Source organism: Pseudodesulfovibrio piezophilus C1TLV30 (assembly GCF_000341895.1).
GTDB lineage: Bacteria > Desulfobacterota > Desulfovibrionia > Desulfovibrionales > Desulfovibrionaceae > Pseudodesulfovibrio > Pseudodesulfovibrio piezophilus.
The window spans coordinates 2033277-2046283 of record NC_020409.1; the positions used below are offsets into that span (position 1 = coordinate 2033277).

The following is a 13007-nucleotide window of genomic DNA, read 5'->3' on the forward strand; positions in this document are numbered from 1 at the left end:
TGAAAGATTCTCCCTGGAAAAAACTATCCCATCACACTTTCAAGGCGGGCCTTGAGTTGTGACAGTTTATTTTTCTCTTCTTCCATCTCGACGAGCTTCCCTTTTTCCTTTTCGACAACCTCAGCCGGGGCATTATTGACGAAACCGGGATTGCCAAGTTTTTTGGACACTCCACCCATGGTTTTCTCGAGCTTGGCCAGATTTTTGTCAAGTCGGGCAAGTTCGGACTCGAAATCGACCACACCTTCCAGCGGGACCGAAAGCTCATTTCCCTGTACCACGGCAGCACCGGACGCCTTGGGCGCGGTCACATCAGGGCCGAGCGTAATGGTCTCGATCCGTGCCAGAGACTGAATCAGCAGTGTGTTAGCTTCCAGCACTCTCTTGTCTTCGTCATTGACGGTACGAATAAGCAGGTCGAGCTTCTTGGCCGGTTCGATAAGCAGTTCAGTACGGATATTCCGAGTCCCGGACACCACTCCCATGAAGAGTTCCATTTCCTTCACAGCTTCGGGATCGAGGCACTCGGCGCGCATATCCGGGAACGGCAGGGTGGCGAGATCCTCGGAACGCTCGTCTCCTGCCGGGCGCGGCAGGGAGGACCATATTTCCTGGGTGATGAACGGAGTGACCGGGTGCAACAGGACCATGATCTCGGACAGCACTGTCCACAGGACCTTCTGCGTCCCGGCCTTGACTGCTTCATCCTCGCCATAGAGCGCGGGCTTGATCATCTCGAGATACCAGTCACAGAATTCCGACCAGATAAACTTGTAGAGAATCTGGGCTATTTCGTTGAATTTGTACTCACGGGTCGCGTCAGCAATACTCTGCTTGACCTCTTCAAGACGATGCAGAATCCACTTGTTTGCCAGCCCATCCGCTTCGGAAAGCGGAACAGCCGGAATTTCCTCCGGCAAATTCATCATGGCGAACCGAGTGGCATTCCAGATCTTGTTCATGAAATGCTTGTAGCCTTCAATGCGCTGTTCCGAGAGCTTGATGTCACGGCCCATGGCCGCAAAGCTAGTCAGGGTAAAGCGAAGGGCATCGGCTCCGTATTTGCTGATCATATCCAGCGGGTCAATGACATTGCCCGTGGACTTGGACATTTTCTTACCCTTCTCGTCGCGAACCAGAGCATGGATGTACACATGGTGAAACGGCACCTGTTCCTGGAACTGAAGCCCCATCATCATCATACGGGCGACCCAGAAGAAAAGGATATCGAATCCGGTGACCAGACACGAGGTCGGATAGTACTTGGCAAGTTCTTTGGTATCATCGGGCCAGCCAAGGGTGGAAAACGGCCACAAAGCCGATGAGAACCATGTATCGAGAACATCTTCATCCTGCACCAGATTGGAGGAACCACACTTGGTACAGGAAGTCGGGTCATCCATGGGCACAATCAGTTCGCCACAATCCTCGCAAGTCCAGGCCGGGATGCGGTGCCCCCACCATATCTGACGGGAAATGCACCAGTCACGAATTTCATCCAGCCAATTATAATACGTCTTGGTCCAATGCTCCGGGAAAATCTGGGTTTGGGTCGGAACAGCAGCACGCGCTTTCTCGGCCAGCGGTTTCATGGAAACAAACCACTGGGTGGAGACATGCGGCTCAATGACCGATTTACACCGGTAGCAAACGCCCACAGAGTGATCATGTTCCACTATTTCTTCCAGCAGCCCCTCTGCCTCGAGATCGGCCAGCACGGCCTTGCGAGCGGTCTTCACATCCATGCCGCGATATTTTTCCGGGGCATTCTCATTGATCACGCCGGATTCATCCAGAATGGAAATGACCTCCAGATCGTGTTTACGCCCCAGCTCCCAGTCGTTCATATCATGAGCAGGGGTGACCTTGAGGCATCCTGTTCCGAATTCGATATCAACGTAGGCATCCCCGATGATGGGGAGTTCCTTGCCGACAAGCGGCAGAATGGCGGTTTTGCCGATCAGGTGGTTGAAACGTTCATCTTCCGGGTTCACGGCTATGGCCGAGTCAGCCAGCATGGTTTCAGGGCGCGTGGTGGCGACTATAAGATGCCCGGAACCATCTCCGAGAGGGTAACGGACATGATGCAGATGGCCGGGCTTGGCTTCATGCTCGACTTCATCGTCTGCCAGCGCGGTATGACAGCGGTTGCACCAGTTGATGATGTAGTCGCCTTTGTAGATCAAGCCCTCTTCAAAGAGCTTGACGAAAACTTCACGCACGGCCTTGGCACGCTGTTCGTCAAAGGTGAAGCACTCACGAGTCCAGTCAACGGACGCGCCCATGCGTCGAACCTGGCTGAGAATATGGTCGCCCTTTTCCTTTTTCCATTCCCAGACGCGCTCAATGAACTTGTCGCGGCCGAGATCGTCGCGGGTAAGCCCCTCTTCCTTGAGCTGACGTTCCACAACATTCTGCGTGGCGATGCCCGCATGATCGGTGCCGGGAACCCACAGAACGTTCTTGCCCTGCTGGCGATTGAACCGACACAGGATATCCTGAAGCGTCAGGTTCAGCGCATGTCCCATGTGCAGAACACCTGTGACGTTGGGAGGCGGAATAACAATGGAGTAGGCTTCCCCCGGCCCATCAGGATCAGGCGTGAAAGTCTTGTTCTCTTCCCAGTGGTTTTCCCACTTTTCCTCAACATCCCAAGGTTCGTATGCCTTGGCGAGTTCTTTGCGAGCCATATGTCTTGTGCCTCCGGCAGTCCGGGACCACCATACTGGACCCGGAAATATCATGAATTCATTGGTATGGAACAGAGTTGAAAAGCTGCTGAGGGTCTCGCCCGATGACTCTGTTCCGGAATTATCGGGAAGCGTCACCCCGTACGCATATCCCTGTGCATTCTCGTTTCAATCATTCCGACCCGTTTTCTGCGTTTGTGATCGGGACCGCATGAACGGTCGGAAAAACAACTTTGCCAAGAGTATTCCCCGGATATGGCTCATACTTCTTGCAGTTGCACGGTCCCCTTGTTAGCGTCGGCCTACCTTTGTCGAGAGAGCCGATCATGTCAAGCATACATATATATTGGGACGAGTCCCACTTCTGGGGTCTGCTCCTGACGCGGGCTCTTTCCGCTTGGGGAATTCCGCACCGACTGGTACGTGGCCATGAAATTGCCGAGGGAGCGCTCTCCGGCGCATCCGACAGCAAGCCGAAACTGCTTATAGTTCCCGGTGGGCGGGCTAAGGGCAAGGCGGACAGACTCGGCGTCAGCGGCATGGACGCCATTTGCGAATACGTGCATTCCGGCGGCAACTATCTCGGATTTTGTGGCGGTACAGGACTGGCTCTGACCGGTAACTACAGCCTGGGGCTCTCGCCGTGGGTTCGCAAAGGATACCGGAATCGTCTGCACCATTTCCTTTCAGGTCACGTGGATTCCGTCCTCAAAAACGACCACCCGCTGGTCCCGAAAGACCTTGACGGCTCAGCCATGCTCCCGGTCTGGTGGCCCGGCCGATTTGATCCCGTGGATGAAAGCGTCACAGTTCTGGCCCGATATGGGACTCCTGCCCCTGACTTTTGGGTCGCGGACCTGAATCTGGCGACTCTGCCCAAAGGGACCATGGCTGACTGGGAAAACCTGTACGGTATCCACCTCAGCCCGAATTTTCTCGAGGGACTTCCTGTCGTAACCACCAATGACTTCGGCAAAGGCCGTGTCATATTGAGCTATGCCCACCTCGAAACTCCGGCCTCCCCTCCGGCAAATCGCTGGCTGGCGCATATCCTCAGCCAAATTCTGGAAGAACCTGTCGGTGGAGCGGCCGTCCCGGCCTGGGATGTCGCCGGACGCCCAATAGTCTGGGATGACCCTCTGTTGATGGAAGCGCGAGAGGCCATGGAGAGCATTATCCTTACCGGCACCAACCACTTTTTGCTCTTCTGGCGCAACCCATGGCTGCTGGGGTGGCGACGAGGCATTCCGGGCGCAGGCATCAATTCGTTATATTCGCTCATCTGCGAAGCCATGGCTTCCCGACCTGACGATGAAACCCTCGCGTTCTGGGCCAGCCATAGCGAGACCTTCCGCACCTTGATGCAACTTCTGACAACGGGCCTCACAGGCTACCTGCTCGCCGAACGACTTGCCATGACCGTTTTCCACTCTGATCCGGACGCTGTCTCCAAGGAAGGACTGAAAGAACAGCGGCGTGCCCTGTTCGGCATTCCCCCTGAACCAGGCGGCATTTACGCCGACCTCGTGACTCTCCTTGAGGAGCTCTACTGGCGACTGTCACTCATGCGTACCAGCGGGCACTTATAATTGCACCAGACTCTCCCATTTGCCATGGAAGAAGGGGGTGTGCTATAATTTGTTCTTGGCGGTGTAGCCGAGGGCAACTCGGTTGGTATATATTTTCAGTAAAATTAGAAGCATAAATGACTGCCCACTATTTCGGGAGTCAATGCTCCGGTGTCATGTATGGCGAATGAAAAGGCCCTGAAAGAGAGTCCTGACGCGCAGTTCCGTTTTGCCATGTCGGAAGACGGCATGAAACTGGGTGTGAGTCGGTATTTCCCTCCCAACGGAGGTGAAGGGCCTTCGGTAAAACTGCTCTGCCGACAGGTGGCAGAAGCCGGAGTTCGCCTTCCCGTGGACGAAAACGCGGCAAATCAGGTGATAGCGGCCATACAACGAGATGGTGAAGTCCGCCGTATCGTCCTGGTCCACGGCATCCCGGTTCAAGAGCCCAGACACGCCTCTCTCGTGGCCTTGGGCAATCTCGAATTCCCCGTTTTCCCCGGCGATCGGTTCGCCCGCAAACATGAGCCTCTCCCAGCCCGTGACGGTGAAACTATCGATGGTCGAATCCTCAAGCCCAAAGAGGATTTCGAACCCAATGACATCGAAGTCTCCATGGGCGAAAACATCGAACTCGACCCACTGACAGAATGTTACGTCTCCCAGGTGTGGGGACTGGCCAGATTCCGGGAAGGCACTCTTTCCGTGGATCCGATCCCTTCTATTTCGGAAGATTCCATCGTGGTGAAAGGACCGCTCCACTACAAGGACTTTCGTGGCCTTGAGATAACACCTGCCAGAATTGAAAAAGAAATGCGCGATCTCGGCGTGGTCATCGATCTTGACCTGGAAAGCTTGAGGGCACGGCTGGAAGAAGCCAAAAAGACAGAACTCACGCTCTATGACCAGATTTTTGTCCAAGGGGAACACCCTATTCCAGGCCAGGACGGCTGGTTTGAATACCTTGTTTCCTCCCGCGAAGAGACCGGAATAGAGGATGCGTCGGGCAGGCTCAATTTTCGGGAGCGGGGAGCCTACCCCATGGTAGAACCCGGTCAGATCATCGGAAGGCTTCACGAACCGACCGCCGGAGAGGGTGGCATAGATATTTACGGCAAAACCATCCCGGCCAGCGGAGGCAATCACCTCCGTGTTCACCTAGGTGAAAACGTCCTGGTCCATGATGACAAGAAGACTTTTGAATCCAAAGCCAAAGGCATCATGGTCATGGAACGGAATGTCCTTTCAGTGACAGACTGCCTGATAGTGCCGGGGAATGTGGACCTCAATACAGGGAACCTCAAGGTCGAGCACGGTTCGGTCAGAGTACTCGGTTCGGTCCAGGCAGGATTCGAGGTCTCGGCACCCAAGCATGTCGTTGTCGTCGGTTCAGTGGAGAGTGCCACTGTCACAGCCGGAGGAAACGTGGAGGTCATGGGTGGTATTCTCATGCCCGACGGAGGACAGATCACGGCTGGCGGTGATATCATCGCCAACTACGCCACCAACGCCAAGATAAGCGCAGGAGGCAATATCCATATTGCCAATGACGTGACCAACTCGAATATCAGAACCAAGGGCTACCTGATTGCCATCAGTGGCAAGGGGCATATTCTGGGTGGTGAAATCATTTCCGCCAAAGGCATCGCTGCCAATGAGATAGGCTCGGAACTCGGCGTCCTCACCACTGTGACTGTCAATATTGAACACGAAGAAGACACGGAACTGCGAGCGCAACGCAGCAAGGTCAAGCAGGCGATCCAACGCATTGATGAATCCCTCGGCACTGACCCGCCCGAATTCATCCTGCAACGGACCGCACCGGAAAACCGCCCGGCAGTGGCCGAAGTCCTCAAACACAGAATCACACTGGTCAAACGTCGCAAGGCCATCAGTGAACAGATCAATCAACTTGCTCTGCAACGTCAGGAGGAACTCGCGGGTATCAAAATCAAGGTCAAAAAGGCACTCTATCCCGGTGTTACCATCAAGTTCGGCAGACGCGTTTTCAAGATCGATCACTATACACCCGCCTCTGTCATTTACTGGAGCGACCGCCTCCGCGAGATAGTCTTCGAGTAAGCTTGAGAGGTGTTCAAGCAGTTCGGGTTGCTCCGTCTCCACCTTTCAGGTTAGGCTCGGTGGAAGGTCACCCGAAAAAACGATAAGGAGAAACCGACATGCCCAACACAGACAGAATCACCACCGTGGACCGCACAGAAATCCTGAAGCGATTCCTCGTGACCTTGGTCTGCCTGATTTTTTTTGAAGTGACTTCTTTCATGATTCAACTTTCAGTACTGTTTCAGTATGGGTATTTGCTCATCGCCAAGAAACGGAGTGAGCCACTTCGAAATTTCACAAACAACCTCTCCCAATATGGCTATAGAATCATGCGGTACGCAACCCTCAATGAAAATCTCCGGCCATTCCCTTTCAACCAGTTCCCCGGCGATTCAGAGTGCGAACCTCCGGTCAAGCAAGTCCAATTCAAATAGAACACCGCTGAATTGACAGGAAACACCCCCCGAGATCACGCTCCAAGGGAGCTTTTTGTCCGATTCATGCTGCGATCAAGCCCATCAGGATACCATGGAAAACAGCCACAGGTTCTTCAACAACCGGGAATGTCAATATTTCCCATGCCATACAACGGAAAAGCCAAATGAATTCAACTGCCTGTTCTGCTTTTGCCCGCTCTATTTTCTCGAAGACTGTGGAGGTCGGTTTCGCCTGCTGGAATCCGGGGTGAAAGACTGCACCCCCTGCCTGATCCCGCACATGCCCAAAGGATATGACTATATCCTAAAAAAGATACGGGGCAGGATCGACGGTCTTCGCAAGCAGAAGACTGACGAGGAAATGCTTTAAGCCGCCTTGTCCCTGTTGAACCGGGTACGGGCTATATAATATTCGAATTCACGGGTCAGACTTTTTTTCTCCTTTGCCAGCTTGTGGGCCTGTATCTCCAGTTCCAAATCCTTGCTCTGAAAACGAGCCAGTGAAATATAGGCGTTCTTGACGCGCGACAGCTCATTACCCTGATTTTTCTTCCAATAGAAATAGGCTAGAATCTTTGCCGCACTCTTGATGTCATCCTTGGTATATGGAAGACGTCGCTCATCAAGAAGAGAGTGTTCGTTTTCATCGTCATTTTCAATGAGCGGCAACACCTTGAGCATGACCTGTTTGGATCGCTCCAGAGACTCCGAGCTAATACGATACACCGTGTTGCTCCCACGGGATTGCATGTATTTGACGCAGTAGAGGCCAGCAGTGAGCAAGGCCAGTCCTATCCAGATTTCCGAGTCCAGCATATCCAGCATGAGTTTCTATCTTCGCTTGCGCAGGAATGGTTTCAGGTTGAGTCTGTAAGCTCCGGGGTCGACACACTCCACTATTTCCAATCCATCTTTCCCCGCATGCCATTGCGTTGCCAAATCCACGGTTTCCGACTGGATAGGCCGCAAATCCTTATCCAGGATGATTTTAACCTTGGGAAGCAGCGGGTGCATCGGATTGGACTCATACACAAGGGCATGGAATCCGGTATTGAGCCGAACCAGACTGCCTGCGGGGAAAATCCCAAGACTCTTGATAAAGATCTGGACCTCCAGGGGATCAAAATCCTGCTCCCGCATACCATACATGAGCGCCAAGGCCCGGTTGGGCAGGATGGCATCCTTGTAGGCCCGATCACTTGTCAGGGCATCATACACATCGGCCAGACTGATGATGCGTCCCATAGGGGAGGTCTCATTGCTCTTCAGCCCATTGGGATAGCCGGACCCGTTATATTTCTCATGATGGTCCCGCACGGCGTCTATTATTTCACCGGGAATGGAGAGCTGCTTGCCAAGAATATCACATCCGTATTGGGGATGGTGTCTGATCTGGTCAAACTCGGCCTCATTCAGTCTCGCCCGTTTGTTAATAATATTCTCGGGGACCGCTATTTTCCCGAGGTCGTGCATCATCCCGGCCACCCCAAGGAGCTGAAGCTGTTTTTTCCCCAGACCGAGAAATTCGCCAAAAACCACGGAAATGGCAGCAACATTGATACAATGGGTATAGGTATAGTCATCATACCGCGACAGTTTGGAAAGACAGACGAGCGTGTTGGGATTACGGACAGCAGTTTCAACGATGGAATCAATGGTGGCCATGGAGGCATCATAATCCACAGCGCGCCCGAGCTTGACATCGCTGACGATACGACGAACGTGCAGCATGGCATTTTCATACGCCATGAACGCCGCCTCTATTTCCTGCTCAAACGGAACCCGAAATTTGGCCGGACCAGCGTGGTCACACTGAGCCAGAATGGCATCCAGTCCCTTTTCCAAAGAAAGTTCTCCAGGGACTTCGACCTCGACAAAAGCGTGCTCAAAACCCCTTTCCTTGATCTGTCGAACCTCATCACCAGAGCGAATGATTCCCGGCTGAGTGTAGAGGTTCGGCATGTGCTCCCACACATCACTGGAGAGCTTGACGATAGACATGCCTGGCCTGAGGGCCTCGATAGGGAGCTTCTTGATCATGGTGTGTCTTTCAATTCCTCAGGTCAGCCGGTGAGCCGTGCCCTCTTTTCAAGATATCCCCTGACCATTTCCATTTCGGCCTTGGTGATATCAAGGAACATGCACCCCAATGTCAGGATTCCCTTTTCATGAGAAAGATTCTTCACCCCCACGGCCACCTTAAGTTCCCCGAACTTGCCGAGGTCCATGGCCACGATGAGCGCGTCGTCAACCTGAGTCTGCGAGAGTCGATCGCGAGTCGCTGCCCTGGCCGAGATTCGACACCCGGTTTCAGAGACGTTGATCACCATACATTCGACTTCACTCTCAGTGGTGTGCAAAACACCATCAATTGCGCAATTTTCTCTCGAGGTCCTGCGCAGGGGGAGCTTTTCGATAATTTCAGGATATTCGAAAAAGACCAGGGGAGTCGGTGAGGTAATGGTATTGATCACCACGGCTTTAAACCCGTAGATAGTCCCATGGTGAACAAATTTGACCACAATCTCTCCGCCGAAACTAATATCCTGGCGTACGTTCGATGGGAGCCGCACCTTGGCAATGATAAAGTCATATGGATCAAGACCGACGATTTTCCCACGATAACTCTGCTCAATGCCAGGGATACGTATGATGACTTCCTTGCCGACTTTCACATCAAGCTGAACACCGGGTATCCGAGTTACCTTGGCATCTTCGGGAACGGAAGGAGTCGGCGGAGGCTGTTCTGATTGCATAGTGATACCAAAACGTTATTCATCGATTGTATTTTCAGGCACAGGGCTTTGAAAAGATTGCAACGGGTTAGGGCACAGAAAAACAATGCTCTGTTCCTCTGCTTTCCCAGCCTTTCCACTTTCACTCTATACAAAAAATCCCCCCTCTGTCGAATCACTGTTCTGTCTGCCCCTGAAAAAAGACGCTATGGACATCAGAGTCCCGCTATAAGAATCGATTCAAAAAACGACCGCCTGAAACCACAGGATCGTTGTTTCCGGGTCTTTCCATGCACTCCGCTCCAAGCCAGCCTTGACACAGGTCTGAGCAAGGAAAGTCTCCCGGCTCCAGTTCCATTCCACCGGGACCTGCGGCAGCAATAGACCGGACCGTCCTCCGCGAGACATGATCAGACCATGCCGCCCCACTTCCACCAATTCCGGGTCAGGGCAGATATCAAGCGGGCTGAGAATGGACACCTCATACGCAACGGTCTCAAATTCCTTTTCGCTCAATGGCGGGAAGCGTGGGTCCTCAAAGGCCGCGCTCCGAGCCATGTTCCAGACAGTGCGAAAAAGCTCTCCGCTCCCCCGGACATTCCCGATACATCCACGAAGATTTCGCCCGATCTTGAGTGTGACAAACGCGCCGAGATGCTCTTTCATTTTTTCAGTGGGAGGCTCCGGCGGAGCCGATGGTCCTTTGGAAGCATCCAGACGGGAGGTGATGGATTGACCAACAAGTCCCCTGAGATAGTTTTTCTCTTCTTCTGTTAACCCGAACTGAAAATCAGACATGATTACTCCTTGTTTTCACGAACAGGGGGAACAAGAAACATACCAACCAACCCCACTCCCAACAGCACGAGGATAGCGCTCATCCCACCTCGCTGGCTCCCGGATGCCACTGTCAGCCAGCCGACCAAAAGCGGGCCGAGAAATGATGTCACCTTGCCGGATAAAGCGAACAGACCAAACATTTCCCCCCGAATTTCCGCTGGGGCCACATGCGCCAGGTAGGATCGGCTCGACGCCTGTACCGGTCCGACAAAAAAACCCATGACCAGCCCGAAGCCCCAGAACAGGGAAACACTTCGCACACTAAGTATGACAGCTGCACACCCCGTCAGGCACAGCAGGGATATCTGGATGGTCCGCCGGGGACCGAGACGGTCGTCCATCCAGGCGAACCCCGCAGCGCCAAGTCCGGCCGTGACATTGAGACCGACTCCGAACAGGATAATCTGGCTTGGCGTCATGCCGAATGTCCCGGCGGCATAAATGCCACCAAAAGCGAACATGGTGGTCAGCCCGTCATTGTAAAACAGACGGGCAAGCAGAAAGATTCCGATATCACGGTATTTCCTGACCTCTTTCAAAGAGAGCCTGACTTGGGCGATGCCCTGTTTCACCGACTGCCCGAGCGGGAGAGCTGATCCGGCCGAGGAAGGAGGTGCATCAGGAGTCCACAAGAACAAAGGAAGACAAAAGATCAGATACCAACAGGCAGTGAGAGGCATCACGGCACGGACATGCATGGCTTTTTCTCGCGAGACGGCAAACCACGCCCCAACTTCCACAAATCCATACAAGGCGATGAGAAGCAGGACCAAACCGCCCGCGTAGCCAAGCCCCCACCCCCAGCCGGACCAGCGTCCGATGGCCTTTGGTTCAGCCAAATCGGGCAACATGGCGTTATAAAAAATCATGGCATATTCAGAACCGAGCGTTCCCACACCGGCCAGCACAAGCGCGGGCCAGACAAATTCCGGAGACGGCTCAATACTCCACAGTGCTGCTGTAGCCAGAATACACATTCCCGTGAACAGCCCGAGCCAAGGCTTCCTCCTGCCACTCCTGTCTGCCACGGCACCCAGAAGAGGGCCGCCCAAGGCGATACACACTCCAGTGATCCCCATCATGGAGCCCCACTGTGCCGTCCCCACGGTCTCGTTCTCTGCAACTGCACGAGCAAAATAAGCAGCAAAAACAAAGGTCTGAACCAGAGCGGCAAAGCTGGAGTTGGCCCAGTCATAAAACGCCCAGGACCAGAGTGCACATCGATCGGTCCGAGGAGTCATGACAGGGGGCATGGCGATCAGTCCATATCCACGGAAGCGTCTCTGCACGCCTCCACAAACGCCTTGGCTGCTTCAGGGTAACTGGCAAAGTGCAGGTGAATATACGAGCCGAGCGTGTTGCCTTGCAGGAATCCTTCCGGGGTATGAATCATCCCTTTCCTGCCCGACATCGCATAGGCGGTGGGCAGGCTCGAAAGCGGCACGGCTTCGTCTTCCTGAATGGATGAATAATGAAATTCGTGCCCTCGTACGGTGGCCCCGGCAGGGCCTAGAAGTGTCTTTGTACCTGTGGAAACTTCCCTGTATCCGAGCGCCCGGAACCGTTCTCCCATTTCAGCCCGGAACGGGAAAACCCCGGACATGGCGTACCGTCCCCGCCCGGTGACAATATCATTCATGAGGTACATGAAGCCGCCACACTCGGCATAGACAGGACGGCCCGAGTCACAAAAATCCTTTATCTCGCGACGCAACCGGGTATTCTGTCCCAATTCGAAAGCATACAGTTCCGGATAACCACCTCCCAAAAACAACCCATCGAGTTTATCCGGCAGACGATGATCATGAATAGGCGAAAATTCCACCAGCCGCGCCCCGGCTTCACGCAATAATCTGAGGTTCTCTTCATAGTAAAAACAGAAGGCAGCATCGCGTGCCACACCGATGGTCACAGTTCCCATCTGCGGGACAAGCTCGAAAGGGGCCACGGCTTCTCTGTCTGGCAACACCTCAAGAAGTCGGTCGATATCGACACCACTCTCTACCCAATCAGCCAACCGTTGGTACCGCCCCATATCCGGGCCGGACTCTTCAGGCATAATCAACCCGAGGTGCCGGGACGGCGTCGCAATATCTTCATTCCGATCCAGACAGCCCAAAACAGGGATATCCGGCAGCAGCGTCATGGCTTCGCGGAGCAATTCGGCGTGATTGGCACTCCCCACCCGGTTGAAAATGACCCCGGCCAGGTCCACATCCTCGTCAAAGTTGGCATACCCTGAAACCAGCGCAGCCGCAGATCGCGCCATGGAACGGGCATCAACCACCAGTATGACCGGCAAGCCAAGTATCTTGGCCATTTGCCCGGTCGATCCCTGATCTCCGGTGCCGGAGATACCATCAAAGAGTCCCATGACCCCTTCCACCACAGCGACATCGCTCAAGGCGGCATGACGATTGAAAATATCAAGATTCGTGGATTCGTCGAGCATCCAGCCGTCAAGATTGTGGCTTGGAATCGGTTTTTTCTCGCGGGCACACGCCAAGGCATGATGCCCCGGATCAATGAAATCCGGTCCGCATTTGAAAGGCTGCACCGCCAGTCCTCGACGAGACAACGATCCCATCAAACCAAGAGACACAGATGTCTTGCCGCAGCCGCTATGCGTTCCTGCGACAACGAACCCCTTGATGGCGCTCATAGATTCTTCCT

General features: G+C 53.9%; 11 protein-coding genes. 4 read left to right on the top strand and 7 right to left on the bottom strand.

Going from position 1 to position 13007, the window contains the following annotated elements:
* Window positions 1-23 precede the first annotated feature (23 nt).
* Window positions 24-2690: a valine--tRNA ligase gene (locus BN4_RS09710; RefSeq protein WP_015415215.1), complete on the bottom strand. Its 2667-nt coding sequence runs from the start codon at window positions 2688-2690 to the stop codon at window positions 24-26.
* A gap of 326 nt (window positions 2691-3016) precedes the next feature.
* Here BN4_RS09710 and BN4_RS09715 point away from each other — a divergent pair, with 326 nt between their 5' ends.
* From BN4_RS09715 to BN4_RS17545, 4 genes are all read left to right on the top strand, one after another.
* Window positions 3017-4279, top strand: coding sequence for a BPL-N domain-containing protein (locus tag BN4_RS09715; protein WP_015415216.1), 1263 nt, complete (start codon window positions 3017-3019; stop codon window positions 4277-4279).
* Window positions 4280-4438: 159 nt separating this feature from the next.
* Window positions 4439-6340, top strand: a complete 1902-nt coding sequence (locus BN4_RS09720; protein ID WP_015415217.1) for a FapA family protein — start codon at window positions 4439-4441, stop codon at window positions 6338-6340.
* Window positions 6341-6438: 98 nt separating this feature from the next.
* Window positions 6439-6756: a DUF4389 domain-containing protein gene (locus BN4_RS09725; protein ID WP_015415218.1), complete on the top strand. Its 318-nt coding sequence runs from the start codon at window positions 6439-6441 to the stop codon at window positions 6754-6756.
* 94 nt (window positions 6757-6850) lie between these two features.
* A complete protein-coding gene (locus BN4_RS17545; RefSeq protein ID WP_015415219.1) occupies window positions 6851-7129 on the top strand; it encodes a cysteine-rich small domain-containing protein in 279 nt (92 codons plus the stop codon).
* Here the strand turns inward: BN4_RS17545 and BN4_RS09735 are convergent.
* The 6 genes from BN4_RS09735 to BN4_RS09760 all read right to left on the bottom strand — a co-directional run bounded on the left by BN4_RS09735 (window position 7126) and on the right by BN4_RS09760 (window position 12996).
* Entirely contained in the window at window positions 7126-7584 is a 459-nt protein-coding gene (locus tag BN4_RS09735; protein WP_015415220.1) for a hypothetical protein, read from the bottom strand. The two genes, BN4_RS17545 and BN4_RS09735, sit on opposite strands and share 4 nt — an antisense overlap.
* A 6-nt stretch (window positions 7585-7590) precedes the next feature.
* A complete protein-coding gene (locus tag BN4_RS09740; protein ID WP_015415221.1) occupies window positions 7591-8799 on the bottom strand; it encodes an HD-GYP domain-containing protein in 1209 nt (402 codons plus the stop codon).
* A gap of 23 nt (window positions 8800-8822) precedes the next feature.
* Complete coding sequence (locus BN4_RS09745; protein WP_015415222.1) at window positions 8823-9515, bottom strand: flagellar brake domain-containing protein; 693 nt, start codon at window positions 9513-9515, stop codon at window positions 8823-8825.
* A gap of 219 nt (window positions 9516-9734) precedes the next feature.
* Window positions 9735-10292, bottom strand: coding sequence for an AmmeMemoRadiSam system protein A (amrA, locus tag BN4_RS09750; RefSeq protein WP_015415223.1), 558 nt, complete (start codon window positions 10290-10292; stop codon window positions 9735-9737).
* A gap of 2 nt (window positions 10293-10294) precedes the next feature.
* Window positions 10295-11623 carry an MFS transporter gene (locus BN4_RS09755; protein WP_231856527.1) on the bottom strand — a complete coding sequence of 443 codons (1329 nt, stop codon included), beginning with the start codon at window positions 11621-11623 and terminating at the stop codon, window positions 10295-10297.
* Window positions 11593-12996 carry a cobyrinate a,c-diamide synthase gene (locus tag BN4_RS09760; RefSeq protein ID WP_015415225.1) on the bottom strand — a complete coding sequence of 468 codons (1404 nt, stop codon included), beginning with the start codon at window positions 12994-12996 and terminating at the stop codon, window positions 11593-11595. Before BN4_RS09760 ends, BN4_RS09755 begins: the two co-directional genes overlap by 31 nt.
* Window positions 12997-13007 lie beyond the last annotated feature (11 nt).

Coding starts and splice junctions, on each gene's coding strand:
- BN4_RS09710 (WP_015415215.1), bottom strand. CDS start 2,690: ATGGCTCGCAAAGAACTCGCCAAGGCATACGAACCTTGGGATGTTGAG.
- BN4_RS09715 (WP_015415216.1), top strand. CDS start 3,017: ATGTCAAGCATACATATATATTGGGACGAGTCCCACTTCTGGGGTCTG.
- BN4_RS09720 (WP_015415217.1), top strand. CDS start 4,439: ATGGCGAATGAAAAGGCCCTGAAAGAGAGTCCTGACGCGCAGTTCCGT.
- BN4_RS09725 (WP_015415218.1), top strand. CDS start 6,439: ATGCCCAACACAGACAGAATCACCACCGTGGACCGCACAGAAATCCTG.
- BN4_RS17545 (WP_015415219.1), top strand. CDS start 6,851: ATGGAAAACAGCCACAGGTTCTTCAACAACCGGGAATGTCAATATTTC.
- BN4_RS09735 (WP_015415220.1), bottom strand. CDS start 7,584: ATGCTGGATATGCTGGACTCGGAAATCTGGATAGGACTGGCCTTGCTC.
- BN4_RS09740 (WP_015415221.1), bottom strand. CDS start 8,799: ATGATCAAGAAGCTCCCTATCGAGGCCCTCAGGCCAGGCATGTCTATC.
- BN4_RS09745 (WP_015415222.1), bottom strand. CDS start 9,515: ATGCAATCAGAACAGCCTCCGCCGACTCCTTCCGTTCCCGAAGATGCC.
- amrA (WP_015415223.1), bottom strand. CDS start 10,292: ATGTCTGATTTTCAGTTCGGGTTAACAGAAGAAGAGAAAAACTATCTC.
- BN4_RS09760 (WP_015415225.1), bottom strand. CDS start 12,996: ATGAGCGCCATCAAGGGGTTCGTTGTCGCAGGAACGCATAGCGGCTGC.